The 23,957-nt window shown below is 40.4% G+C and carries 29 protein-coding genes; 23 read left to right on the top strand and 6 right to left on the bottom strand.

The features are described from left to right. Positions 1-7: 7 nt before the first annotated feature. From bioB to LA313_RS05160, 3 genes are all read left to right on the top strand, one after another. Entirely contained in the window at positions 8-1,096 is a 1,089-nt protein-coding gene (gene bioB, locus LA313_RS05170; RefSeq protein WP_228913613.1) for a biotin synthase BioB, read from the top strand. A gap of 50 nt (positions 1,097-1,146) precedes the next feature. Next, a complete protein-coding gene (locus LA313_RS05165) occupies positions 1,147-2,013 on the top strand; it encodes a cupin-like domain-containing protein (RefSeq protein WP_228913612.1) in 867 nt (288 codons plus the stop codon). Between the two features lie 112 nt (positions 2,014-2,125). Continuing rightward, a complete protein-coding gene (locus LA313_RS05160; RefSeq protein ID WP_228913611.1) occupies positions 2,126-2,548 on the top strand; it encodes an ester cyclase in 423 nt (140 codons plus the stop codon). On the opposite strand, the gene LA313_RS05155 is transcribed toward LA313_RS05160, so the two are convergent. The 3 genes from LA313_RS05155 to LA313_RS05145 all read right to left on the bottom strand — a co-directional run bounded on the left by LA313_RS05155 (position 2,538) and on the right by LA313_RS05145 (position 5,491). After that, on the bottom strand, positions 2,538-3,017 hold the full coding sequence (locus tag LA313_RS05155; protein WP_228913610.1) for a regulatory protein RecX: 480 nt from the start codon (positions 3,015-3,017) through the stop codon (positions 2,538-2,540). The two genes, LA313_RS05160 and LA313_RS05155, sit on opposite strands and share 11 nt — an antisense overlap. Before the next feature lie 339 nt (positions 3,018-3,356). Beyond that, complete coding sequence (locus tag LA313_RS05150) at positions 3,357-4,898, bottom strand: Rne/Rng family ribonuclease (RefSeq protein WP_228913609.1); 1,542 nt, start codon at positions 4,896-4,898, stop codon at positions 3,357-3,359. 302 nt (positions 4,899-5,200) lie between these two features. Next, positions 5,201-5,491 (bottom strand): HU family DNA-binding protein, encoded by a 291-nt coding sequence (locus LA313_RS05145; protein WP_029033986.1) that lies wholly within the window; start codon positions 5,489-5,491, stop codon positions 5,201-5,203. A gap of 136 nt (positions 5,492-5,627) precedes the next feature. Here LA313_RS05145 and mutY point away from each other — a divergent pair, with 136 nt between their 5' ends. The 6 genes from mutY to LA313_RS05115 all read left to right on the top strand — a co-directional run bounded on the left by mutY (position 5,628) and on the right by LA313_RS05115 (position 10,329). Then, complete coding sequence (mutY, locus tag LA313_RS05140; protein WP_228913608.1) at positions 5,628-6,662, top strand: A/G-specific adenine glycosylase; 1,035 nt, start codon at positions 5,628-5,630, stop codon at positions 6,660-6,662. A gap of 94 nt (positions 6,663-6,756) precedes the next feature. After that, the gene (locus LA313_RS05135) at positions 6,757-7,245 is read left to right on the top strand and encodes a single-stranded DNA-binding protein (RefSeq protein WP_228913607.1); all 489 of its coding nucleotides are present in this window, start codon (positions 6,757-6,759) and stop codon (positions 7,243-7,245) included. Between the two features lie 21 nt (positions 7,246-7,266). After that, on the top strand, positions 7,267-8,586 hold the full coding sequence (locus LA313_RS05130) for a gliding motility-associated protein GldE (RefSeq protein WP_228913606.1): 1,320 nt from the start codon (positions 7,267-7,269) through the stop codon (positions 8,584-8,586). After that, positions 8,583-9,158 (top strand): gliding motility lipoprotein GldD, encoded by a 576-nt coding sequence (gene gldD / locus LA313_RS05125; RefSeq protein ID WP_228913605.1) that lies wholly within the window; start codon positions 8,583-8,585, stop codon positions 9,156-9,158. Before LA313_RS05130 ends, gldD begins: the two co-directional genes overlap by 4 nt. A gap of 44 nt (positions 9,159-9,202) precedes the next feature. Continuing rightward, entirely contained in the window at positions 9,203-10,087 is an 885-nt protein-coding gene (locus LA313_RS05120) for a DMT family transporter (RefSeq protein WP_228913604.1), read from the top strand. Positions 10,088-10,155: 68 nt separating this feature from the next. Then, entirely contained in the window at positions 10,156-10,329 is a 174-nt protein-coding gene (locus LA313_RS05115; protein WP_228913603.1) for a hypothetical protein, read from the top strand. 126 nt (positions 10,330-10,455) lie between these two features. Here LA313_RS05115 and LA313_RS05110 read toward each other — a convergent pair whose 3' ends face one another. Continuing rightward, positions 10,456-12,519 (bottom strand): M16 family metallopeptidase, encoded by a 2,064-nt coding sequence (locus LA313_RS05110; RefSeq protein WP_228913602.1) that lies wholly within the window; start codon positions 12,517-12,519, stop codon positions 10,456-10,458. Positions 12,520-12,539: 20 nt separating this feature from the next. After that, positions 12,540-13,859 (bottom strand): M16 family metallopeptidase, encoded by a 1,320-nt coding sequence (locus LA313_RS05105; RefSeq protein WP_228913601.1) that lies wholly within the window; start codon positions 13,857-13,859, stop codon positions 12,540-12,542. Between the two features lie 176 nt (positions 13,860-14,035). On the opposite strand from LA313_RS05105, the gene LA313_RS05100 reads away from it, so the two are divergent. The 6 genes from LA313_RS05100 to LA313_RS05075 all read left to right on the top strand — a co-directional run bounded on the left by LA313_RS05100 (position 14,036) and on the right by LA313_RS05075 (position 16,816). Further along, positions 14,036-14,500: a DUF4199 domain-containing protein gene (locus tag LA313_RS05100; protein ID WP_228913600.1), complete on the top strand. Its 465-nt coding sequence runs from the start codon at positions 14,036-14,038 to the stop codon at positions 14,498-14,500. 91 nt (positions 14,501-14,591) lie between these two features. Beyond that, on the top strand, positions 14,592-15,077 hold the full coding sequence (gene rplU / locus LA313_RS05095; RefSeq protein ID WP_228913599.1) for a 50S ribosomal protein L21: 486 nt from the start codon (positions 14,592-14,594) through the stop codon (positions 15,075-15,077). A gap of 27 nt (positions 15,078-15,104) precedes the next feature. Then, positions 15,105-15,365, top strand: coding sequence for a 50S ribosomal protein L27 (rpmA, locus tag LA313_RS05090; RefSeq protein ID WP_228913598.1), 261 nt, complete (start codon positions 15,105-15,107; stop codon positions 15,363-15,365). An 86-nt stretch (positions 15,366-15,451) separates the two neighbouring features. Continuing rightward, positions 15,452-15,769 carry a hypothetical protein gene (locus tag LA313_RS05085; protein ID WP_228913597.1) on the top strand — a complete coding sequence of 106 codons (318 nt, stop codon included), beginning with the start codon at positions 15,452-15,454 and terminating at the stop codon, positions 15,767-15,769. 35 nt (positions 15,770-15,804) lie between these two features. Further along, positions 15,805-16,119 carry a putative signal transducing protein gene (locus tag LA313_RS05080; protein WP_228913596.1) on the top strand — a complete coding sequence of 105 codons (315 nt, stop codon included), beginning with the start codon at positions 15,805-15,807 and terminating at the stop codon, positions 16,117-16,119. Between the two features lie 118 nt (positions 16,120-16,237). Continuing rightward, the gene (locus LA313_RS05075; RefSeq protein ID WP_228913595.1) at positions 16,238-16,816 is read left to right on the top strand and encodes a DUF3332 domain-containing protein; all 579 of its coding nucleotides are present in this window, start codon (positions 16,238-16,240) and stop codon (positions 16,814-16,816) included. 182 nt (positions 16,817-16,998) lie between these two features. Here LA313_RS05075 and ahcY read toward each other — a convergent pair whose 3' ends face one another. Then, positions 16,999-18,315: an adenosylhomocysteinase gene (ahcY, locus tag LA313_RS05070; protein WP_228913594.1), complete on the bottom strand. Its 1,317-nt coding sequence runs from the start codon at positions 18,313-18,315 to the stop codon at positions 16,999-17,001. A gap of 62 nt (positions 18,316-18,377) precedes the next feature. On the opposite strand from ahcY, the gene LA313_RS05065 reads away from it, so the two are divergent. From LA313_RS05065 to LA313_RS05030, 8 genes are all read left to right on the top strand, one after another. Next, positions 18,378-19,013 (top strand): 4'-phosphopantetheinyl transferase family protein, encoded by a 636-nt coding sequence (locus tag LA313_RS05065; protein ID WP_228913593.1) that lies wholly within the window; start codon positions 18,378-18,380, stop codon positions 19,011-19,013. After that, positions 19,013-19,720, top strand: a complete 708-nt coding sequence (locus LA313_RS05060; RefSeq protein ID WP_228913592.1) for a phosphoglycerol geranylgeranyltransferase — start codon at positions 19,013-19,015, stop codon at positions 19,718-19,720. The genes LA313_RS05065 and LA313_RS05060 overlap by 1 nt, the downstream gene beginning before the upstream one ends. A gap of 88 nt (positions 19,721-19,808) precedes the next feature. Then, positions 19,809-20,069, top strand: coding sequence for a YkoF family thiamine/hydroxymethylpyrimidine-binding protein (locus LA313_RS05055; protein ID WP_228913591.1), 261 nt, complete (start codon positions 19,809-19,811; stop codon positions 20,067-20,069). Continuing rightward, positions 20,053-20,688, top strand: coding sequence for a nicotinamide riboside transporter PnuC (gene pnuC / locus LA313_RS05050; RefSeq protein WP_228913590.1), 636 nt, complete (start codon positions 20,053-20,055; stop codon positions 20,686-20,688). The genes LA313_RS05055 and pnuC overlap by 17 nt, the downstream gene beginning before the upstream one ends. Continuing rightward, positions 20,646-21,218: an AAA family ATPase gene (locus LA313_RS05045; protein ID WP_228913589.1), complete on the top strand. Its 573-nt coding sequence runs from the start codon at positions 20,646-20,648 to the stop codon at positions 21,216-21,218. The genes pnuC and LA313_RS05045 overlap by 43 nt, the downstream gene beginning before the upstream one ends. After that, a complete protein-coding gene (locus tag LA313_RS05040) occupies positions 21,215-22,765 on the top strand; it encodes a DUF4301 family protein (protein ID WP_228913588.1) in 1,551 nt (516 codons plus the stop codon). Before LA313_RS05045 ends, LA313_RS05040 begins: the two co-directional genes overlap by 4 nt. Beyond that, the gene (arfB, locus tag LA313_RS05035) at positions 22,766-23,170 is read left to right on the top strand and encodes an alternative ribosome rescue aminoacyl-tRNA hydrolase ArfB (protein WP_228913587.1); all 405 of its coding nucleotides are present in this window, start codon (positions 22,766-22,768) and stop codon (positions 23,168-23,170) included. A gap of 182 nt (positions 23,171-23,352) precedes the next feature. Continuing rightward, positions 23,353-23,736 (top strand): hypothetical protein, encoded by a 384-nt coding sequence (locus LA313_RS05030; protein WP_228913586.1) that lies wholly within the window; start codon positions 23,353-23,355, stop codon positions 23,734-23,736. Positions 23,737-23,957: the final 221 nt, after the last annotated feature.

Here is a 23,957-nt window from a genome sequence, read left to right as displayed (position 1 = left end):
TCGTTTAATGGAAACAACTAGACACAACTGGACCAGGGAGGAAATCCTTGAAATATATAACAAACCTTTTATGGACCTGCTTTATGAAGCAGCTACTCTTCACCGTCAAAATCACGACCCGAACACCGTACAGGTTTCTACTTTATTATCGATTAAAACCGGAGGCTGTTCCGAAGATTGTGGCTACTGTCCACAGGCAGCAAGATATCATACCAACGTTGAAGGCAATGACCTTATGAGCGTGAGTCAGGTGAAAGCCCAGGCTATGAGGGCTAAAGAAGCCGGAAGTTCTCGTGTTTGTATGGGAGCTGCATGGCGAAATGTTAAGGATGGGCAGGAATTTGATGATGTGCTGGAAATGGTGAGGACCATTAATAGATTGGGTCTTGAAGTTTGCTGTACGCTGGGAATGATCACCGAAAATCAGGCAAAAAGACTTGCCGAAGCGGGTTTGTATGCTTACAATCACAACCTGGATTCTTCTGAAGAATATTATAAAGAAGTAATTTCTACACGGGGTTACCAGGACAGGCTGGACACTATAGAAAATGTTCGTAAAACTGCCGTAACTGTTTGTAGCGGCGGAATTATTGGAATGGGAGAGAGCGCAGAGGATCGAGCTGGAATGCTGGTAGCTCTTTCAACGCTAAACCCACAACCCGAATCTGTGCCTATTAATGCTTTGGTGCCTGTTGAAGGAACGCCAATGGCCGAACAGAAGCAGGTTTCTATTTGGGAAATGGTGAGAATGATCGCTACCACCAGGATTGTAATGCCCGAGACTCAGGTAAGACTTTCTGCCGGGAGAACCCAAATGAGCAGGGAAGGACAGGCAATGTGTTTCTTTGCGGGAGCGAATTCAATTTTTGCAGGAGACAAGCTTTTAACAACGCCCAATCCCGATGTGAACGAGGATATGGAAATGTTCAAAGCTCTTGGCCTAAACCCTCAAAAGCCATTTGTTAAGAAAGCTCAGCCGCAGACCGTAGACGCAGAGAATTCTGAATACCAATCGCTTGGGGAAAAACCAAGATGGACAAGACCCGGACATATTATTGAGAGGAATCTCGCTGCCCAGGGGAAGTCCAAAGCTTAAGATCCTAATGGTTTAGGACAATTTACTGAAAGGGAAAAATGAGAGAGCCTATGGAATTAGCTGAAATCCCGAGAGAAAAAAAGATATCTAAAAAGGACTTTTTAGAGAAGTATGTAAAGACTCAAAAGCCGGTGGTAATCGAGCAGTTGATCGAAGACTGGCCGGCTTATACCAAATGGAACATTGACTACCTTAGGGAAGTGGCGGGTGAAAAAACAGTACCGCTTTTTGACGGGAATCAACCTATTTCTTCCAAATACAAGTTTAATGAGCCGCATCTTCACATGAAGATGAGTGAATATCTGGATCTTCTTGAAAAAGGTCCTACCAGCTATAGAATCTTTCTTTATCACCTGTTGCGGGAAGTACCTGCCCTTCAAAAAGACATTCGGTACCCAAAGATCGGGCTGCGTATCCTGAAGCAGATCCCGATGCTTTTCTTTGGCGGAGAGAATTCAAAGGTTTTTATGCATTACGATATTGACCTTGCCAATATCCTGCACTTCCATTTCCACGGAAAAAAAAGGTGTATCCTGTTCCCTCCTTCAGAAACAAAATATCTCTATAAAGTACCTCATGCGCTTATAACCCGTGAAGATATTGACTTTACAAATCCTGATTTTAAAGCGTTTCCTGCCTTAAAAAATGCTAAAGGCGTGGTGACAGAATTAAATCATGGGGAGACGTTGTATATGCCCGAAGGATACTGGCATCAAATGACCTATCTCACGCCAGGCTTTTCCATGAGCCTGCGCGCTGCACCACGTAATCTCCAAAACCTTAGCAAAGCCCTTTATAACCTCTTCTTTATGCGACATTTTGATAATGCCATGAGGAGCTGGAAGGGCCAGAAATGGATAGACTACAAAAATTCGCAGGCAGTAAAGAGGACGAACGAAAAGAATAAAATATCCTGATTTCCCAACCTTTCGGGAAAGCTTCGTTTTAAAGTTTTCATAATTGGCGAAATTTAGTTTTTTGATTATCTGATAATCATGATATTAAGTTATAACCAAAAACAAACTTGAAATGAATAAAGAAGAGAATAAGTTAGCACAGGAAAAATTTGGAGATGCAATTAATTCAGGAAATCTGGAGCAATTAAGGGAAGTTGTCGCACAGGATGTAAAGGATCACGATCCAGCGCCTAATCAGGGTCCGGGACCTCAGGGATATATAGATTTCTTTGGAATGATGCGAAATGCCTTTCCCGATATGCAGGTGGAGGTAGAGCACCTGGTTGCAGATGAGGACAATGTGGCTTTCGCCTACACTCTTAAGGGAACTCATAAAGGAGATTTTATGGGAGTAGAAGGAACAAACAAATCAATTAATGTAAGGGGAATGCAAATTAGCCGCTTTAGAAACGGTAAGATGGTAGAAAGATGGGGAAGTAGTGATGAACTTGGGATCCTTAAACAAATAGGTGCAGATGTTATGATCAAGAAGTAAGATCGTCAATAACTTCAAGTATGAGGTGAGATTCATATCCTTTTGAAGAGAGAAAATCATATAACTTTTTCTTCTTTTTGAAAGGATTTGTTTCTTTTATAAGGGGTAATTTTTTTTCGGCCACAGAGTAGAGGGTACTTTTATAATCACTCTCGTTTATCTCGGTCATGGCAAGTCTAATGACGGGTGAGGAAATATCTTTTAGCTTTAGTTCCTGTTTTATCTTGTACCGCCCCCATTTCTTGATCCTGAATTTCCCTCGCACAAAGCTACGTGCGAAGCGTTCTTCATTGAGGAAGTTCTCCTGCATAAGCTTTATGATGATCTCTTCCCTTGCGGCCGGGATCATGCGCATTTCAATTAATTTATCTTCCACCTCCTTCTGCGACCTGTCGCGGTAGGCACAGTATTGCATTAGCTTTAAAGTCGCTTCCTTTACGGTATAGGATTTCCCGGATTCTTTATTCAAAGTTTAGGGTTTAAAATTCAGAATTAAAGATTCAAAAATAGTTTTTTTAAGATGAGGCAGTCTTACTTCTTGATTCTTGTAGCGAAGCGTGTATAAGTTCTGAAATTTTATAAATCTCAAAACTATAATCGTCCAAAGGATTCTAGAAGGCCCTGCTAATGCTGAATCAAAGTAAAGATTTATTTTTCAATTTGTACGGATATAAGTCTTGGTTCCTGGCTCTAGAAGCGCAGCGATCTTGACTCTTTTCGGCCCATCACTATCTCAAATCTCAAATCTAACATCTCATATCTATAAACAAAAAACGCCTCCCAAGTTAATGAAAGGCGTCTCTTAATGTTATTGAATCACTTCCCCGTCTGTGTCGTGGAAATGATATTCAAGATACGTGTAAGCATCTCTGGGTACTATTTTTACCCACTTTTTGTGATCAAAGAACCACTTGGAGCGGGGTGATGGAAAACCTTTGGTTAAAAAGGCTGCTATAAAAGGATGAGCACTTAGCGTGATCTTTTTATAGTCTTTTTTAAGAAGCTTTTGCAGATCCTGGTTGATCCGGTTTACCAAAACTATAGGAGCTTCAATTTCATCCCCATTTTTGTTGGGGTTTTCTTCTCTCGTTTTGATGTTCATTTCGGGTCGAACCCTCTGCCTTGTAATTTGTATAAGACCGAATTTACTGGGTGGCAAGATCTTATGCTTTGCCCGGTCGTCACTCATTTCTTCTTTGAGGTGATCGTACAAAGCTTTTCTATTTTCAGCTTTGTTCATGTCTATGAAGTCAATTACAATAATTCCTCCCATATCGCGAAGGCGTAATTGACGGGCAATTTCGGTAGCACTAATGAGGTTCACCTCAAGTGCTGTATCTTCCTGATTCTTGGATTTATTTGAACGGTTTCCGCTGTTCACATCAATGACGTGCATAGCTTCGGTGTGTTCAATGATCAGGTAAGCGCCTTTGTTCATAGAAACAGTGCGGCCAAAAGTAGTTTTAATCTGTCGTTCAATCCCAAACTTTTCAAAGATGGGAATATTGGAGTCGTACAATTTTACAATGGATTCTTTCTTTGGGGCAATTTCGCCCACATAATCTTTAATTTGTGTGTACAAGGTTTCATCGTCAACGCAAATAGAGGAGAATGAATCATTAAAGACATCTCTAAGGATAGAGGATGCTCTGTTTAATTCGCCTAATACTTTTGATGGATGAGGTGCTTTGTACAGCTTTTTACACATTCCTGTCCAACGACTCATTAAATTCTGAAGGTCGTTATCCAGTTCTGCTACTTTTCTGCCTTCTGCTACAGTACGTACAATAATTCCAAAGCCCTTTGGTTTAATGCTTTTTACAAGTCGTTTAAGGCGATCCTTTTCTTCTTTGCTTTCTATTTTTTGAGAAACAGAAACCCGGTTTGAAAAAGGAACCAACACGATGTAACGGCCCGGGAGGGAAAGTTCAGAACTTATTCGGGGGCCTTTGGTTGATATGGGCTCTTTCACTACCTGTACCAGTAGCGATTGATTTGATTTAATGACATCGGCAATGCTTCCGTCCTTATCAATATCTTTTTCTAAAGGAAAATCCGCAAGGGAATAATCCTTCAATTTACCTGTGCTTACACGTTTTATGAACTTTAACAAGGAAAGTACCTGCGGGCCTAAATCATGATAATGCAAAAAAGCATCTTTGGTATAGCCCACATTTACAAAGCCGGCATTTAAGCCGGGAACAGATTTTCTTACTTTGGCAATAAAAATATCACCTACGGCAAAATTACTGTCGTCTTCTTCCTTATTGAGTTCTACAAGTTTTCCATCTTTTAATAAGGCAAAATCTACAGCAGAGGAACCAGTTCGAATAATTAACTCTTTGTTCACTCTAAATTGATTTTTATCCCGTTGAATCGGGATGGATTAAACAATAAAATTCACAGGGTTTTTAAAATCCTGAAGAAATTTAAGATCAGCATAAAGCTGAATTTAAATCTCGATTTCAAAGAACGTTTTAAATAAAAAAAGTAGTGTGAAAACTACTTCTTTTTCTTGTGACGGTTAGCTCTTGCTCTTTTCTTACGTTTGTGAGTAGCTACCTTATGTCTTTTTCTCTTTTTACCACTTGGCATAGTGTGACTTTTTAATTAATAATATTATTTTGGTTCTGCCCTGGAGCAGTGTAAGTTCTATTTTACTTCAACGTTAGATTTAACGCCTTCAACAAATACCTTAGCTGGTTTAAAAGCCGGGATATTATGAGCAGGGATCTTTATAGTAGTATTCTTAGAAATATTTCTTCCGGTCTTCTCTGCTCTCGTTTTGATGATAAAGCTTCCAAATCCTCTTAGGTACACATTATCACCAGCCTCTAATGAAGTTTTTACCTCTTCCATAAAGGTCTCAACAGTTGCCTGAACATCTCCCTTTTCCATACCTAGTTTTTCGGAGATTTTCGCCACGATATCTGCTTTCGTCATTTTCGTTTAATTTAATAAATGGGGTTTGTAAATTTTCGAGGGGCAAATATATGAATTAAATCCGCAACTTTTTAATCCTAACCCATTAAATAGTAAGAGAATAAAGAATTATCATTGCACTTAAGAAAATTTGTTAATGTCTTTTGATAAAAAGCTGATATACTGGTATTTAGAAAATAAGAGGGATCTCCCATGGCGTGCCACAAAAGATCCATATCAAATCTGGCTTAGTGAAATAATTCTTCAGCAAACCCGTGTTGAACAGGGAAAACCCTATTACTTTAAATTTCTCGAGGCTTTTCCCACTGTTTTTTCCCTGGCAAATGCTTCTGAAGAAGAAGTTTTAAAACTATGGCAGGGACTGGGATACTATTCGCGGGCAAGAAATTTGCATTTCACAGCCCAATATATAGCATTTGATCTCGGCGGAAGGTTTCCTGCTTCCTATAAAGAACTGGTTAAATTAAAAGGAGTAGGAGATTATACAGCTGCTGCAATAGCTTCAATATGTTATGATGAACCACAAGCGGCTGTAGATGGAAATGTTTACCGTGTTCTCGCCCGGATCTTCGGTATAGATACACCTACAAATTCCTCACAGGGAATTAAACAATTCAGGAATCTTGCTCAAGACCTTATAAGCAGGGAAGATCCTGCTAATTTCAATCAGGCGCTAATTGAATTTGGATCAGAGCAGTGCAAACCGCGAAATCCTCTCTGCAATTCCTGTCCCTTCTCGACACGATGCGTGGCTTTCAATCAAAACCGGATCAATGAACTGCCGGTGAAGTTGAAAAAGCTAAAGGTCAAAAAAAGACATTTTAATTACCTTGTTTATGTTTCTGAAGAGGGTAAAACAATCATGCAGCAGCGACGCGGAAAAGGAATATGGGAGGGGCTTTATGAATTTCCTTTAGTGGAGACAACTACCGAAGCCGGTTTGGAACATCTGGTGGAGGAAGTTCCTGCTGCTTATGTCACTTCAAATAAAAAACCTTTGCTGTTCAATGAGGTGCCGATAGTACATAAATTAACACATCAACATATTTATACCAAATTCTGGATCCTGGAGTGCAAGGAGCTGCCACAGGAAGCTCTTTCTTTAGCCGAAGTAAATAAATTACCGGTCCCGGTTTTAATCGAAAATTTTATTGATACCTTTGATTTTTAAGCTCTTTTAAAATCAGCTCTTCAAAAATGACATTTTTGGAAGCTGATTGAAGGGCAATTTTATTATTTTTAAATTATAACAAAAACTTCAAACCATGACCGGAACCTTAAATAAAGTAATGCTAATAGGCCACACCGGAGACGATGTGAAAATGCACTATTTTGAAGGAGGTGGATCCATAGGACGTTTTCCCCTGGCCACTAATGAAGTTTATACTAATAAAACCACTGGTCAAAAAGTAGAAAATACCGAGTGGCACAATATTGTGGTGCGAAACAAAGCGGCCGAGATCTGTGAAAAATATCTCAAAAAAGGGGATAAGGTTTACGTCGAGGGAAGAATTAAAACCCGCAAGTGGCAGGATGACAAAGGAGTGGAAAGGTATTCTACAGAAATTCAATGTACAGACTTCACATTTTTGACACCTAAAGATGCTACAGGCTCTGGAGACAATTCAGGTGCAGGTTACGGCCAGTCACAATCTCAGTCGCAGGGGCAACAGCAAAATAAGCCCCAGCAAAAAGCACCTGCCAGCCAGCCTCAAAGTTTTACACAGGAGGATGAAGATGACCTGCCGTTTTAAGTCTAATTAAAACTATAGAATTTGGATCCCGATCCTGCCAGTTTTATTTCCCTATTTGTTGACAATCTTTCGCAACTCTTTGGTATTGTTGCAGCCCTGCTTTTGCTGGTGTCCTCTGCGCTCATCTCTGGGGCTGAGGTAGCTTTGTTTTCGCTCACTCCGGCCGATTTTGAACCCGAGGAGGCAAAAAGGACTGTAAAAGAGCAAATCGTAATTGATTTACTTGATAAGCCAAAAAAGTTGCTGGCCACCATTCTGGTTGCCAATAATATGATCAACATCGCCATTATTCTGTTGTTCGATAATCTCACAGATGAGGCGTTTGCTAATATGGATACTGTGGTCATGGGTGTTGATCTTCAGTTTTTAATGGAGGTGGTTGTGGTAACCTTTCTTATCCTTCTTTTTGGAGAGATACTTCCCAAGGTTTACGCCAGCCGGAATAAGGTGATCTTTTCGCACTTTATGGCTTATCCTCTTAATGTACTCGATAAAGTATTTGCACCCTTAAGCATTCCTATGAGGGCAATAACACTTCAAATTCATGAGCGCCTGGGGAATCAACGCGCAGGACTTAGTGTTGATCAACTGTCACAGGCCCTTGAGTTGACGAGTCATCATGATACCACAAGGGAGGAACACAAGATCCTTAAAGGGATTGTTTCCTTTGGTAACACAGATACCAAACAGGTTATGCGGCCCAGGATGGATATTTTTGCACTAAATGAGAATCAACCATATAGTGAGATAATTTCTGAAGTCATTGAAAACGGTTACTCCCGAATTCCCGTCTATAAAGACAACATAGATAATGTGACGGGGATACTTTATGTTAAGGATTTACTGCCGTTCCTGGAAGAGGAAGATTATGAATGGAATTCCCTGTTAAGGGAGCCATATTTTGTGCCCGAAAATAAAAAACTGGACGACCTTCTTAATGATTTTAAAATCAAAAAGAATCACCTGGCCATTGTAGTAGATGAATATGGTGGGACCAGTGGCCTAATTTCTCTTGAAGACATAATTGAGGAGATTGTTGGGGATATAAGTGATGAGTTCGATGATGAAGATCTCATCTTCTCAAAATTAGATGAGAACAATTACGTCTTTGAAGGAAAGACTCCCTTAAAAGATTTCTACCGGGTAATAAAGCTTGATAACCCGGAATTGTTTGAAGAGAACAAAGGCGAAGCTGAAACCCTCGCCGGGTTCCTGCTTGAGATCTCCGGAAGCTTTCCCCGCAAGAATGATGTGATCATTTTTGACGGCTATAGTTTTACAGTTGAAGCTGTGGATAAAAAACGGATTAAGCAAATTAAGGTGAATATCACGAAGTTATGAAAAAACTGATTTTTTTGATATTTCTGGGAAGTTTGTTCTCGTGTAGATATGAAGTACAGCCAAAACCTAATGCCTACCTGGCTTTAGATTATCCCGATGCTGAATATGGCGCCTATTTAGAAGAAAATTGTCCTTATAGTTTTGAAAAAAATACCATTGCTACAATTGTACCTTCAAGAGCAGGTAATGCGTGTTGGGTAAACATTAGATACAGTGATTTAAAGGGTACAATTTTCTTAACCTATCAGCCAGTTCTAAATAATCTGGATTCCCTGCTTACCGATGCTCAGAAACTACCCTTACAGCATACCATAAAGGCCGATGCGATAAAAAGTTCGGTTTATATCAATGACTTTCATAATACCTACGGCATGTTTTATCAGGTTGAAGGGAACGCGGCGTCTCAGGCCCAGTTTTATTTAACCGACAGCACCAGACATTTTCTTACAGGCTCGGTGTATTTCGAAGTACAACCCAATTTTGATTCCATCTTACCTGCCGCCGCTTATCTCAAGGAAGATATTAAGCACCTCATGGAAACGGTGGAGTGGAAGGAAGGAATGCAGGATTAATTAATTGTCTCAGTTTAGTACTTTTGCGGGTTTAAAACTCCAAAATGCCGAGTAGTACTCTAAAGTGGATTTATCTTTGCCTGCTTGCCCTTGTTTGGGGCAGCTCTTTTATTTTAATCAAAAAAGGGCTGGTGGGTCTTACTCCTTTACAGGTTGGTTCCCTTCGAACTGTCTTTGCAGCACTTTTTCTTGCGGCCATAGGCTTAAGATCATTAAAACATATAAAAGGGAAGCAATGGATGTGGATAACATTTTCCGGTTTCTTCGGAACATTTTTTCCCGCCTATCTTTTCTCCTTTGCCGAAACCGAAATTGACAGCGCGATAGTATCTATTCTAAATTCAACCACTCCCTTGCTTTCTATGGTGGTGGGAATAGCATTGTTTGAAGCCGCTTTTGTGCGAAAGAAATTTGTAGGTGTTATGGTAGGACTCGTGGGGACCACAGCTCTAATTTGGAGCGGGGCCACTGTGAACCCGGACCAAAATTACTGGTACTCCCTGCTAGTGATATTAGCCTCTCTTTTTTATGGAATCAATGCAAATGTTATAAAAAAGCATCTTCAAACCTTGCCGGCTCTGGCAATAACCACGGGCAATTTTATGGTTATTGCAATCCCTGCACTAATCGTTCTGGCAACTACAGGATTCTTCTCTACCGAAGTTCTTTCCGGGCCAAATGTGCCACTCAGTCTTTTGTATATAGGGATACTGGGAGTAGTAGGTACAGGGGCTGCATTGATCTTCTTCAACAAATTAATCCAGATCTCAGATCCCGTTTTCTCAACTTCGGTTACTTATCTGGTACCAATCGTGGCGCTGGGCTGGGGTTTCCTCGATGGGGAGAAATTTACGCTGATTCAGCTATTTTCGGGGATAGTAATTATTGTAGGGGTGCTTATAGTTAATAGCAGGAAAAAAAATGTCTAGAATACATTTGGTAGCTTTTTAACTATTTATTAACTTCACATTAGTGTTGAACTTGAAATCCCTATGTAATGAAGAAGAGATTATTTTTTGGTTTTGCGTTTTTTGTCGGATTTTCTCTTTTGGTTGCCTGGCAATTTGCTGCTGCCGAACTAGCTGATCTTCAGAAAGAAGTAGATGTGCCAATTGAAAAAGAAAATATTGAGGTGGCTTCTTCTCAATCAAAAGCGCCATTGTTTATTTAAATCGCTGCCAAACTTCAGTTTAAAGAAATGTTAATCAAATTGCTCTTTTTGGAAGGGTAATATTTTTTGTCACAAAAAAAACCGGCACTTTGAAGTACCGGTTTCTTATTTTTAAGCCTTTTCTTTCTATTCAAAGTCGGCATCTGTAACATTCTCGTTCACCAGGATTTCACTCACCTGGAATTCAAGAGTCATTGGTCCCATGCTCTGTGAAAGACCAAATGGAAACTTTACACCTTCCACTTCACGATAATCACTATAGGTAATAGGAATAGTCATCGTTTGAGGTCCCTGCTTCATGGTTTTCACCTGCTTGATCTTCAATCCGCTCTCTTTACTGTAATAATTGGTGGTATTTTCATCCATTTTTACAGCATAAGCTTCTTCGCCGTCAACATCTTCAATACCTTCTACAGTGGCATTTTTGGCCATCATTTCCGGGAACGGGTGAGCTTCTGCCTTAGCGGCGGTCACCTGCTCTTCGGTGAATGGGATCTTTTGCCCCTGGGCAGCAACAAAGCCGGTAGCTCCGTTAAAGATCTGTTTTTGCATCACATTACCAGCCATAGAAACGACGGTAGAAGATTTTCCTGAAGATGTTACTTTAGTCTCCAGGTCCATTTTTTGACCTTGAAGCTCTGCCTGCGCGATCATGTAAACAGATTCAATATCTTTCACGGCCTCTTCGCCTCCAATTGCCTTGATGTAATCGTTAAAGATGTTTTCCACGCTTACTGAAGGATCAACACTCTTGTTGTAATCTGGCTTCTCAATGGCGTTTGCGTACTTGTCAAAATACTTCACCGGTATGTCTTTACCGTTGTAGGAAAGATTCTCAAGTTTTTCGGCCACCTCACTACCTTTACCAACAACAATGATACGGGCATTGTCTGCCAGGTAGTACTTTTTAGCTACTCTTTGAATATCCTCTGCAGTTACTGCATTGATCTTTTTAAGATAAGTCTGGTAAAAATCCTGTGGAAGATCATCTGTCTCAATATTCAAAGCATAGGCTGCAATTGTAGTAGGACGCTCAAGGGCAAGTACGAAATCCCCGGTGTATTTGGCTTTTGCATTAGCCAGTTCTTCTTCAGAAACTTTTTCGTTTCTAATTCTATGCAATTCATCCAGGAAGGCAACTACAGCAGAATCTGTAACTGCATTACGAACACTAGCACTAGCCACAAATCTGGCTACATATTTATCATCTCCTGTGCTTGAATACGCACCGTAGGTGTATCCTTTGTCTTCACGAAGATTTAAAAACAATCTTGCTTCACCACCACCACCAAGGATCTTGTTGGCGATCAATACAGGGAAATAATCGGGATCTCCCTTTTTAAGCTGGATAGCATTTGTTACCTGTACTTCACTTTGCACAGCATTAGGAAAGTTCACAAAATTCACCTGCGTCTCAGCTACGTTGTTAACTTGTGGCATTGTGTTTTTTGGAAGTTCACTTTTCTTCCAGGAACCAAAGTTCTTCTTTACAAGTTTCTTTACTTCAGAAGGCTTTACGTCACCTATTATTACCAGGTATGCATTTTGGGGTACATAGTAATTATTGTAGAATTCCTTGACATCTTCCAGGGAAAGTCCTTCAACACTCTCTTTAGTAGTGAATTCACCGTAAGGATGATCTTTACCATAGGTCAAAGCGCTGCTAATTCTTCGGGCATTTGAAGAAACGTCTTTTTCTCCACTCTTCAGGTTTTCCAGCGTACGCTCCTTTTCAGTTGCGAACTGTTCCTGGTTAAGATCTGGATTAAGGGCTCCTTTAGCCATTAATTCCAAAATTCGTGGGAAATATTTTGAGAGAGTATTTGCAGAAGCTCCGCGTGAGGAGAAATTCATGTTTGCGCCAAGGTAATCAACCTCTTCATTGAATTTTTCTTTAGAAATGTTTTTAGTCCCTTCCCCAAGCATGGCTCCGGTGAGGGTTGAAACACCTGCTTTATCTCCTTCATATATTGGAGGGTTGTCCATGGTAAGCACCATAGAAACTCTTGGTAGCTTATGGTTCTCAACCACTAGGACCTTAAGCCCGTTGTCCAAAGTAAAAGTTTCGGGTTTTTCCAGGTTGATCTCTGGTGCAGGTCCTGCCTTAGGTGGCGTGCTGCGGTCAATTTGAGCCTGGATTCCCGTGGTGGTAAGGAATAAGACTGCTAATGCTATTATTTTATTCTTCATTTTATTCAATTTTAATTTTGTTATTCAGAGTCTTTCTTCGGAAGATATTCTAATTCCACACGCTGATTTGGGTTGAGATATTTCTTAGCTACATCTCTTATTTCCTCTCTTGTAATAGATCGGTAGATGTCGATCTCTTCGTTAATAAGGTCTGTATTTCCATAAAGCATCTGGTAAGTGGCTAAAGAGCCGGCAATACCTGCAACACTGCTGTTTGAGTTAACAAATCTGTTCTCGAATTTATTCTGAAGTTTCTCATATTCTCTCTGGCTAATTAATTCAGTCTGAAGTTTAGTGATCTCTTCATCGATTTCAGAAACCAGAGTATCCAAAGGAGTTTCTGCCAGTGGAAGAGCGAAAACGACATACTGCCCATAATCTTTTTGAGCAAGATTAACTGCCGCTACCTCCAGGGCTTGCTTTTGCTCATCAACCAGTTTCTTGTATAAACGGGAAGATTTTCCGTCAGAAAGCACAGATGATACCATGTCAAGTACATAAGCGTCTCTCTCGGTCATACCGGGAGTTCTGTAACCAAGCAGGATGGCAGGGATTTGAATGTTTGAATCGTATGCTGTAGCCTCAATGGTTTCAGTAATAGGCTCTTCTTGAGGGAAGTTTCTGGTGACTTCTTCTCCCGCAGGAATAGGCCCAAAATAATCCTGGATCATTTTTTTAGTTTCAGAAACATCAATGTCACCTGCCACAACCAAGGTGGCGTTATTTGGTTTGTAATAGATTTCGAAAAATTGCTTGAATTCTTCAAGAGTAGCAGCATCAAGATCCTCCATGTAGCCTACGTTTGGATCCTTGTATGGGTGCTTTTCAAAAAGCTTGGAAGAAATCTCGTTGATAAGATTGCCGTAAGGTGCATTATCGTAACGCATTCTTTTTTCCTCTTTTACAACCTCATTCTGAGTGTCAACTCCAGATTGTTTGATTACAGGATGCATCATTCTTTCGGATTCCATCCATAATCCCAGTTCAAGATTGTTTGACGGGAAGATCTCGTAGTAGTAAGTGCGGTCATTAGAAGTATTGGCGTTGTTTGATCCTCCATTTGAAGAGACCATTTTAAACCATTCTCCCTGGCCAATGTTTTCTGTGCCTTCAAAAAGAAGGTGTTCAAAGAAATGGGCAAATCCTGTTTTGTTGTTGATTCTGTCTTTTCCTCCTACATCATACATTACGGCGGTAGTTACCACGGGTGCAGAATTATCCTGATGAAGTATTACATCAAGACCATTATCGAGCGTGTACTCGACAAATTCAACTTCCTGTGCCGTTCCTGTTAATCCCAGGAATAAGCCAAAGGCAGCTAATTTAAGTTTGTTGATCATTATATAAAGGTTTATTATTAAATACGATTGATAAGTAGTGCTAAGGGTCGTTTTGTTACAAAGTTTTTAGAATTTAATTCTCCTGAGATTTGTTTAAAATTCTAAATTAACAAGCTATTAAGGCATATTTCCTCTTATTTTTTGGAAATTTATAAATAATCATAAAAAACAACTACATGAAAAGATCATCTGTTCCATTACTCTATGGGATTTTTATAGCCGTGGCATTAATCGTCTACTTCTTGTTGTTGTCAATATTTGACCTGCACAGGAATCCTGTTTACAGCGTCTTCAACATGGTCATTACTGCCGGGGGAATATTTTTAGCCATAAAAAAATACAGGGATAAAAAGTCCGGGAAATTCAAATATCAAAAAGGATTTATGGCTGGTTTAACTACCGGGTTTATAGCCACTGTTATTTTCACCGCATTTTTTGCGGTTTATACAAGTGAACTTAATCCACGGTTTTCGCAAGAATTAATTACCATGTGGGAAACAGATTGGTTTGTTAACATAGGTATGCTTGTTTTCACCGTTGCCCTTATGGGGTTTGCAACTTCTCTGGTGGTCACTTTAGCTATTATGCAACTTTACAAACCTTCCTGGAATACTTCCGAAGGAAAAAAACATACCTATTGATAAAGCCTTTGCAAATTAATTAATTAGGAGTATATTTGCACCCGCCTTGAAAAATCTCAGGGCGAGAACGTAAACCCTTAATTAAGACGCTATGTACGCAATTGTAGAGATAGCAGGGCAGCAATTTAAAGTTGCAAAAGACCAAAAGGTATTTGTTCACAGGCTTGCAGGAGAAGAAGGAGACAGTGTCTCTTTCGATAAAATTCTTCTTACAGGTGATGGTGATGACATTACTCTTGGCGCCCCAGCTATAGAAGGAGCTTTGGTTGAAGCAAAAATCACCAGACACCTTAAAGGAGACAAAGTCATTGTTTTCAAGAAGAAAAGAAGAAAAGGTTACCGGGTAAAGAATGGTCACCGCCAAGCACTAACCGAAATTTCTATTGAAGGAATTTCTGTTAACGGTAAAAAAGCAACTTCAGCTAAAAAGGAAGAAGCAAAATCTACTAAAGATGACGCTTCAAACACTGATCTTAACAACAACACAGTTGTTGAATTAAGAGAAATGGCTAAAGAAAAAGGGATTGAAGGTTATTCTTCAATGAAAAAAGCCGAATTAATAGCTGCTTTAAGCTAAACGTTGAACAGTAAAAAGTAAAATAAAATGGCTCACAAAAAAGGAGTTGGTAGTTCCAAGAACGGTAGGGAATCTGAATCGAAACGCTTAGGTGTGAAGATCTTTGGAGGACAGGCTGCCATTGCAGGGAACATCATCGTTAGACAAAGAGGTACTGCTCACAATCCAGGTGAGAATGTGTATGCAGGAAAAGATCATACTTTACATGCCAGAGTTGATGGTCTTGTGAAATTTACTAAAAAGAAAGACAATAAGTCTTACGTTTCTATAGAACCGTTCGAGGCTTAGTATTATTTCTTTTATAGATATTGAACCCTTCTGAATTTATTCAGGAGGGTTTTTTTTATCTTTAGAGTAATCAACACTCTAAAAAGATGGATTACATCACAATTTATTCAACAAAGGACAAAAATGAAATTGATGTCCTGCAAAGGGTCTATAGCGAAGAAGGGATTGATCACCGCCTGGATGATACAGACGAGATAGGGGAGGTGAAAAGAATACAGGTTGCCGAGGGGGACAAGACCCGGGCGAGGGAACTTCTCGATCAAACCGGATTTCTCACTGCGAGCCAGGCTCATGTCCCGGTTCATCGCCGTATGCCGGGGAAGAAATGGATCTTCATCTTTTTGGCTGCATTTATTATCATCATAGTAGCTATGGTTATCCTCATGTTCATGAATGTGGAATAGAAAGTTTTTTTCTATCTTAAAAAGTAAAACCTGTAATGGCTTTTATTACCGTCTACCAAACCGCACAACAGAACCAGTTAATGCTGCTTAGAAATATCTTTGAACAGAACAATTTGCGGTACAGGATCCTTGATGAATCTTCTAACACAAATTTCGCAATCGGTGCCAGAGTACAAGTGCATGAAAATGATATGAAAAGGGCAGAAGTGCTTTTGCGGGACAATGGTTTTTTACAAGAGCCCGGGCCCGGGAAGAGCGACGTGTCTATGTCCCAATTCTGGCTCTGGTTTGTTCTTGCTATGATATGCCTGGTGGTAGCAGCTTTTCTTATTAATTTTTGGATGTCTTAGGTTGTATTTCCTTTTCAGTTTACATAAAATCATAAATGTTTAAAGTTAAAAATATCCAGGGCAGTTTGAAGCAATTCTTTTTATTAGTTTTATGTATCTAACTAAAAGTAAATTAAATATGAGAAAATTAATTTTATGCTCTGTGTTATCCCTGGCTTTTTTGACAACGAGTTGTCTAGGTTCTTTTAGTGCCTGGAATAATCTAAGGGATTGGAATGAAAATGTAGACGACAATAAGTATGTCAATAACGCGATTTTCTGGGGATTAAATATTATTCCAATTTATCCGCTCTTTTATGCGGGAGATGTGCTCATCTTTAATCTTGTGGAATTCTGGACAGGTTCTAATCCTATTGCCATGAATGCCGGAGAAGTGGAAAAGCAACTTATCGAAAGGAATGGAGTGAATTATGAAATGATCGCCACTAAAAATGAGATCAAGATCAGAGTACTTTCGGGAGAAAGAGAAGGAAAAGAACTAAAAATGATTTTCGATCCTGCAGATAAATCGTGGAATGCCGTTAAAGATGGGCAAAAAATTAAATTATCTTCTTACGAGGAAGGTTTTTACATAGTTTATCTGCCAGATGGGGAAGAAGTAAGGATCAAAAATGATGTGTCAAAAGAAGAAGGTCTGGCTGTTTTAAACGGAAAGATCGCTCTCTATGAAGAATGCATGCTGGCCAGTACAAAGTAACACTAAGTAAAATGCAATTTTTAGAGCCTTCGGAAATTCCGGAGGCTTTTTTAATTCACTTATACTTTGTTACAACCCCGCTGCTATTAAATTAAAAGAACCCTTCAAAAATAGCATTTTGAAGGGTTCTTTTTGAATTAATGAAATCTGAGATTCAATATCTCACATCTCAAATCTCACCTCTAATATCTATAATAATCAGGTTTGAACGGTCCTTCGACAGTCACTCCGATATATTCGGCCTGCTCTTGAGAAAGACTTGTTAATTCCACTCCAATTTTTTCTAGGTGTAGTGCAGCTACTTTTTCATCTAAATGCTTCGGAAGCATGTAAACCTTATTTTCGTATTCTCCGTTGTTGTTCCAAAGCTCCATTTGCGCCAGAGTCTGGTTCGTAAATGAGTTACTCATTACAAAACTCGGGTGTCCTGTTGCACATCCAAGGTTCACAAGACGACCTTCGGCAAGAAGAATAATGTCTTTACCGTCAATGGTGTATTTATCAACCTGTGGCTTGATCTCAGATTTTGCATTTCCGTAGTTGTCATTCAACCATGCAACCTGGATCTCATTATCGAAGTGTCCAATATTGGCAACAATGGTTTTGTCTTTCATCGCCTTAAAGTGCTCGGCACGAACGATGTCTTTGTTTCCGGTTGTAGTGATGACGATATCGGCTTTTGGAAGCACTGTCTCCAGTTTCTTAACTTCAAATCCGTCCATTGCAGCTTGTAGAGCACAAATTGGGTCGATCTCGGTTACGGTCACGATTGAACCTGCACCTCTAAAAGAAGCGGCGGTACCTTTACCTACGTCCCCGTATCCACAAACCACAACTCTTTTCCCGGCAAGCATAACATCTGTAGCACGACGAATAGCATCTACCGCACTTTCTCTACATCCATATTTGTTATCGAATTTCGATTTTGTAACCGAGTCGTTTACATTGATCGCAGGCATAGGAAGCGTTCCGTTTTTCATACGCTCATAGAGCCTGTGAACTCCGGTGGTGGTCTCTTCAGAAAGTCCTCTGATCCCTTCAGCTAGTTCCGGGTACTTGTCCAAAACCATATTGGTAAGGTCCCCTCCGTCATCAAGAATCATGTTAAGCGGCTCGCGCTCTTCTCCAAAGAATAAAGTTTGCTCGATGCACCAGTCAAATTCTTCAGCAGTCATCCCTTTCCAGGCATAAACCGGAATACCTGCAGCGGCAATCGCAGCGGCGGCTTGATCCTGAGTAGAAAATATATTGCAAGAGCTCCAGGTTACTTCTGCACCAAGAGCTACAAGGGTTTCAATTAGAACAGCAGTCTGGATGGTCATATGAAGACAACCGGCAATACGTGCACCCTTTAATGGCTGCTCTTTTCCATACTCCTCGCGCAGGGACATTAGTCCCGGCATTTCGGCTTCGGCCAGTTCGATCTCTTTTCTTCCCCATTCTGCCAGGGAAATATCTTTCACTTTATATTTAGTGTAAGGCACTGTTTTCGTTGACATATTATTATATTTGATTTAGCATTTTCAGAAATGCAAAAATACAGAATATCTAAGAGTTATATATGCCCCTTTACAAAAGAATAACAATAAATCATGCTACTAAAGTGCTCATTTGGAAGATCGAAGAGCCTTTTGAAGAGTTAAGTAAAGGTATGGAACTCACTCCATTGTGCAGGGAGAGAGTGGACGGCATGAAAAGCGATATTCATCGCCGGGGTTTTATGAGCGTGCGGCATCTTCTTGCGCAGGAAGGCTATCAGGACAGCGATCTTTACTACGATGAGGCAGGTAAGCCACACTTAAAGGACGGAAGGTATATTTCAATCACTCACTCCTTTAGTTTTTCCGGAATTATTCTCAGTGACCGGGAGGTGGGAATCGATATCGAAAAGCAGCGGGAAAAGATACTTTTGATCGCCCGCAAATTCACTCCTATAGAGGAATACAGGACCCTCGCCAATAACGATGCCTTAGTACGGAAGCTCACTATTGTATGGGGTGCCAAAGAAGCGGTTTACAAACTATATGCCCAGCCAAAAGTCAGCTTTTTGCAGCATATTAATATTACCGATTTTGATTTCGAAGATCAAAAAACTACCGGAAAGATCACATTTAATGGAGAGACGAACTGGTTTGAATTCGAATTTCTGGAATTTGAAGGCTTCACCTGTGTCTACACCCTTAGACAGATCTCCTAATGCCCAAAGTGCTCGAGGAAATCATTCTTGCTGAAAAATCTGATAAGAGATTGCTGGCAGTACTTATCGATCCTGAAAAATTTGATTCTCTTAAAGCTCAAGAATTCCTTCGGAAAATACCATTTTTGACTACCCACATTTTTATTGGCGGGAGTACGGTTACTTCTGAAGAGCTGGAGAACTGTACTAAAGCTATTAAGGCGGAAACCGATTTACCTGTAATATTGTTTCCCGGGGATCACCAGCAAATTTCTGCCAGAGCCGATGCGTTGCTATTCCTGAGTCTACTCTCAGGTAGAAATCCCGATTATTTAATTGAACAGCAGGTGAGATCTGTGCCTCTTGTACGTGAGAGCGGCCTGGAAATTATTCCCACGGCTTATCTGCTTATTGATGGCGGAAAAGAATGTGCGGTTCAACGGGCGAGTAGAACAACTCCACTTTCGCAGGAAGACGTTCAGTTAATAGTAGATACTGCCCTGGCGGGGGAATATTCGGGAAAACAAATTATTTACCTCGAAGCCGGAAGCGGCGCGGAAATTCCCGTGGGCTCCGAGATAATTTCTGCAGTAAAAGAAGCAGTGCAGATCCCGGTCATAGTGGGAGGTGGAATAAGGAATCGCTGTCAGTTTGAAGCCGCTTATGAAGCGGGAGCAAATATGGTGGTGATAGGTACTGCCTTCGAAAAAGGGGATTTTTTCCTGTAAATTCTCCTTCAGCCATTTCGAAAGTTTTTAAAAAGGCCGGTTTTACGCCTTAATCTTCCTAATTTTGAGAAGACAAAAATTAATAAATATGCAAATTTCAGTAGAGCTTGCTCTAACTCCCCTGCAGGATGATTTTGAAGCTCCAATTAAAGCTTTTATCAAAAAACTAAGAAGCTCGGGCTTGACCATAATGGAAAATCCTTTAAGCACCCAGATCTATGGAGAGTATGACAAGGTGATGGAATTCCTTACCGAAGAAGTCCGGGAAACTTTTCAGGCTTCAGATCATGTGCTGCTAACCATTAAAATTGTGAAGGGAAACAGAAGCGACTATGCAGCCGATTTTTGATTTTTTCTTTCAGCAGTATTCAGATTATCCCACGCTTTACATTGTACTGGAGATCATTGCGGTGATCTTCGGTTTCCTTTCGGTCTGGTTCTCCAAAGAAGAAAATATCCTGGTGTATCCTACGGGAATTATAAGCACTGTAATTTTCGTATATCTCCTTTGGCAGTGGGAATTGCTGGGTGATATGATGATCAATGTCTATTATTCTACCATGAGTATCTACGGCTGGTACGTATGGACGAGGAAGGTTGACGCGGTGCATTTTATCCCTATTACAAAGACTACTCAAAAAGAGCATTTTTGGAGCCTGCTTATTTTTGCAGCAACCCTTTTATTCACCTTTGGTATTTATGAATACTTTGATAAATGGAATAACTGGACAGCTTATGTAGATACCGTAACTACGGGAATTTTCTTTGTGGGGATGTGGTTAATGGCACGAAAAAAACTTGAAAACTGGATCTACTGGATCATAGGAGATGTGATCTCTGTGCCCCTGTACTTCTATAAAGGCCTTACCTTTACCAGTTTTCAATATTTATTATTTACGATCATCGCTTTTTACGGATATAAGACATGGAAGAAAAGCTTGAGCAGCGGCGGACACGTGGTCTCGTAAAGATTGTCCTTTTTGGACCCGAATCTACCGGGAAGACTACCCTGGCCCAATTGCTGGCAAACCATTATAATACCGGCTGGGTACCGGAATATATGAGGGAATACCTGCAGAAAAAATGGGATGAGCAGCAGGAAAATTGTGAACCTCATGATCTTCTGCCTATTGCAAGAGGCCAAATGGCCCTGGAAAATGAAGCGGCAACGACTCACGACGAGCTTCTTTTTTGTGACACTAACCTGTTGGAACTTGTTGTTTATTCCCGTGCCTATTATGACGAAACTGTAGAACCGGCCCTTCTTAAACATGCGTTAAAAGCGCAGTACGATCTATATTTTTTAACGTATATTGATGTTCCATGGGTTGAAGATGATCTGCGCGACCGCCCTAAAGACAGGGATCAAATGTTCGCCAGGTTCAAAAAAGCCCTTGATGAACACAAATTGCCGTACCGCATTCTGGAAGGAGACTTACAGCAGCGTTTTGAAACGGCAGTGAAAATTATTGATCAACTTAAAAAACCAGAAAATTGAACTTTAGCGAAAACGACATTTCCCATTTTAGGGAAAAAGGAATAAGCCCTGAAAAAGTAGAACAGCAAATCGAGATCTTTAAAAGAGGAAATATTGTTGTAAATATTCGGGAGGCAGCTACAGTAAAGAATGGGATCCTGGCCGTTGCCGAAGAAGAGCAGAAAGAACTCACCGACTTTTACGAATCAAAAAAAGATAATCTTGACATCTTGAAGTTCGTACCGGCATCGGGTGCAGCTACCAGGATGTTTAAAGCATTTTATAACCTGTTGAAGGAGTTTGATCCCGCGAATGATGACCTTGAGGATTATATTGATAAAAAGAATGAACAGAGCCTGGAGATTTTCTTTAGCCGAATAAAAGATCTTCCATTTTATGACAAGGTGAGAAAGAAAGCTATAGAAGCTGAGCCCGGTTTTGAAGAAATGCCGGAGGATAGCCAAAAATACCTTTTTGTTAAGTACATGCTGCAGGAAGATGGGCTCAACCTGGGAGATCAACCCAAAGGATTGGTGCCATTCCACAAGTATGAGGATCATCTTGCCACAGCTTTCGAGGAACATTTAGTGGAAGCCATAGATTATGCGGCGGCAGGAAAGAAGGTTAGGATACATTTTACGGTTGCCGAGGAACACAGGGAAAAATTTGAAGCAGAAGCAAGGGAAGTTGTGCCAAGGCTGGAACAGGAAACCGGTTACAATTTTGAAGTTACTTATTCTTACCAGGATCCCAAAACCGATACTGTTGCAGTAACCAAGGACAATGAGCCTTTTAGAGATGAAAATGGAGATATTTTCTTTAGACCCGGTGGTCATGGTGCCCTTATTAAAAACCTGAATGACCAGGATGCCGACCTTATTTTCATAAAAAATATTGACAACGTGGTGACTCCAAAAAATAGAGAGTTGCTGGCTTCCTATAAAAAGATGTTGGGAGGGAAGTTGCTTCAGCTTCAGGAGAAAAACTTTAAGTATTTAAATCAGCTGGAAAATGAGCCAGGGGAAGTATATTTTGACGAAATGGGAGAATTCCTTCAGAAGGAACTTAATGCAGGACTCGGGGTCAATTTTAAAGATCTCAATGAGGAGGAGAAACCCTCGGTTATAAAAGAACTGCTCAACAGGCCAATTCGGGTTTGTGGCATGGTGAAAAATGAAGGAGAACCAGGGGGTGGGCCTTTTTGGGTAACGCACAAGAATGGAGAAATTTCCTTGCAGATCGTGGAGAGCTCACAAATTGACCACGATAATTATCAGCAAAGTAAAATTGCACTGGAGGCAACTCACTTTAATCCTGTAGATGTGGTTTGCTCCACCCGTGACTATCGTGGTGGAAAGTTCGATCTTGAGAAATATGTAGATGAAGACACAAGTTTTATTGCCAATAAAACTAAGGACGGGAAAGAACTTAAGGCCCTGGAACTGCCCGGGCTGTGGAATGGAGGAATGGCGCAGTGGAATACCATTTTTGTTGAGGTACCGGTGGAGACCTTCAACCCCGTGAAAACTGTGGCTGATCTTCTCAAACCTTCACACCAGGTGAGTTAGGTGGATGAACAGCTGCTCATACAGGAAGCCGAATACAAAGCGGTAAGAAGCTCGGGTGCGGGAGGACAGAACGTGAATAAAGTATCTTCAAAGGTTGAACTCCATTTTAAGTTGGAGGATTCTCAGGCATTATCCAATGAAGAAAAACAGCTAGCTTTAAAAAAGTTGGCTTCCAGGCTTACTAATTCAGGTGAATTGATCCTACAGTGTGATGAATCCAGAAGTCAGCACAAGAACAAGGAACTGGTCACCAGGAGATTTTTGACCCTGGTAAAGGAATCTTTGATAAAACCTAAGGTTCGGAAAAAAACCAAAACCCCCAGGGCTGCAAAACTTAAGCGGCTTAGGGAGAAAAAGAAACTTTCAGAAAAAAAAGCCACGAGAAAAGATCCTCTAAAAGAGTAATTCTGGGGAGAAATTCCCCACAGAATTGTGGAAAAACCTCAACTTTTTATTTAAATCCTTTTTCTTAAAATATTACCAAAGCCCCTGTTTTACAGGGGCTTTCTTGTTGATGCTACAAACTGGCGCGATTTTACCAATAGACTTGATAACAAACTAAAACATTAAACCCTAAAATTTAAGCTATGAAAAAAATATGTCTTACCGTACTGGCCGCATCTGCAATGTTATTTTCGGCTCAGAACCTTTCCGCCCAGGAAGTAGATCCAACAAAAGAAGAAGTAGATCCAACAAAAGAAGTAGAAGAAACTGTAGTTCAAAGAGCACAGGAAGAATTCACTAAGATTGAAGTGCAGGAATTACCTGCAGAAGTACAACAAGCTGTAGAGCGTGATTTTGCCGGAGCTACAATTGCTGAAGCTTATGTGAAAGATCATGAGGGAACACAAAAATTCAAACTAAAAGTGACTACAGCTGAGGGTGAAGAAAAAGAACTTTATGCCGATGCTGAAGGTAACTGGATTGAAAAAGAGCAAAAAGAAGAAGCCAACGACAATTGGAAGAAGTAAGAAATATCTAACCAAACCCACCATTCAAAGGAGAAGCCGACTCCTGGTGGCAGAGATCCCAAGGAACATGTGTTAATAGGTTAATTAATATTCCGGTTATTATATCGGTACCCGGTTGAGGGAATCTGAAAAATGGAGTCTAGAAAAGAGGTCGTCTAAAAAGTAATTTTTAGGCGGCTTTTTTTATTGTCAATATGTGAAGCAATACTTTTTCCTCTTTT

Source organism: Salinimicrobium sediminilitoris, from assembly GCF_020866905.1.
GTDB classification, from domain to species: domain Bacteria; phylum Bacteroidota; class Bacteroidia; order Flavobacteriales; family Flavobacteriaceae; genus Salinimicrobium; species Salinimicrobium sediminilitoris.
This window is presented reverse-complemented; position numbering and strand designations above follow the sequence as displayed.

Bases quoted from the DNA above. Each gene is read 5' to 3' on its own strand.
- LA313_RS05100 (WP_228913600.1), top strand. From the start codon at position 14,036: ATGAAAAGATCATCTGTTCCATTACTCTATGGGATTTTTATAGCCGTG.
- rplU (WP_228913599.1), top strand. From the start codon at position 14,592: ATGTACGCAATTGTAGAGATAGCAGGGCAGCAATTTAAAGTTGCAAAA.
- LA313_RS05165 (WP_228913612.1), top strand. From the start codon at position 1,147: ATGGAATTAGCTGAAATCCCGAGAGAAAAAAAGATATCTAAAAAGGAC.
- LA313_RS05060 (WP_228913592.1), top strand. From the start codon at position 19,013: ATGCCCAAAGTGCTCGAGGAAATCATTCTTGCTGAAAAATCTGATAAG.
- LA313_RS05045 (WP_228913589.1), top strand. From the start codon at position 20,646: ATGGAAGAAAAGCTTGAGCAGCGGCGGACACGTGGTCTCGTAAAGATT.
- LA313_RS05085 (WP_228913597.1), top strand. From the start codon at position 15,452: ATGGATTACATCACAATTTATTCAACAAAGGACAAAAATGAAATTGAT.
- LA313_RS05075 (WP_228913595.1), top strand. From the start codon at position 16,238: ATGAGAAAATTAATTTTATGCTCTGTGTTATCCCTGGCTTTTTTGACA.
- gldD (WP_228913605.1), top strand. From the start codon at position 8,583: ATGAAAAAACTGATTTTTTTGATATTTCTGGGAAGTTTGTTCTCGTGT.
- LA313_RS05080 (WP_228913596.1), top strand. From the start codon at position 15,805: ATGGCTTTTATTACCGTCTACCAAACCGCACAACAGAACCAGTTAATG.
- LA313_RS05065 (WP_228913593.1), top strand. From the start codon at position 18,378: ATGCCCCTTTACAAAAGAATAACAATAAATCATGCTACTAAAGTGCTC.
- bioB (WP_228913613.1), top strand. From the start codon at position 8: ATGGAAACAACTAGACACAACTGGACCAGGGAGGAAATCCTTGAAATA.
- mutY (WP_228913608.1), top strand. From the start codon at position 5,628: ATGTCTTTTGATAAAAAGCTGATATACTGGTATTTAGAAAATAAGAGG.
- LA313_RS05135 (WP_228913607.1), top strand. From the start codon at position 6,757: ATGACCGGAACCTTAAATAAAGTAATGCTAATAGGCCACACCGGAGAC.
- LA313_RS05115 (WP_228913603.1), top strand. From the start codon at position 10,156: ATGAAGAAGAGATTATTTTTTGGTTTTGCGTTTTTTGTCGGATTTTCT.
- LA313_RS05030 (WP_228913586.1), top strand. From the start codon at position 23,353: ATGAAAAAAATATGTCTTACCGTACTGGCCGCATCTGCAATGTTATTT.
- pnuC (WP_228913590.1), top strand. From the start codon at position 20,053: ATGCAGCCGATTTTTGATTTTTTCTTTCAGCAGTATTCAGATTATCCC.
- LA313_RS05120 (WP_228913604.1), top strand. From the start codon at position 9,203: ATGCCGAGTAGTACTCTAAAGTGGATTTATCTTTGCCTGCTTGCCCTT.
- LA313_RS05145 (WP_029033986.1), bottom strand. From the start codon at position 5,491: ATGACGAAAGCAGATATCGTGGCGAAAATCTCCGAAAAACTAGGTATG.
- LA313_RS05110 (WP_228913602.1), bottom strand. From the start codon at position 12,519: ATGAAGAATAAAATAATAGCATTAGCAGTCTTATTCCTTACCACCACG.
- LA313_RS05160 (WP_228913611.1), top strand. From the start codon at position 2,126: ATGAATAAAGAAGAGAATAAGTTAGCACAGGAAAAATTTGGAGATGCA.
- rpmA (WP_228913598.1), top strand. From the start codon at position 15,105: ATGGCTCACAAAAAAGGAGTTGGTAGTTCCAAGAACGGTAGGGAATCT.
- ahcY (WP_228913594.1), bottom strand. From the start codon at position 18,315: ATGTCAACGAAAACAGTGCCTTACACTAAATATAAAGTGAAAGATATT.
- LA313_RS05055 (WP_228913591.1), top strand. From the start codon at position 19,809: ATGCAAATTTCAGTAGAGCTTGCTCTAACTCCCCTGCAGGATGATTTT.
- LA313_RS05105 (WP_228913601.1), bottom strand. From the start codon at position 13,859: ATGATCAACAAACTTAAATTAGCTGCCTTTGGCTTATTCCTGGGATTA.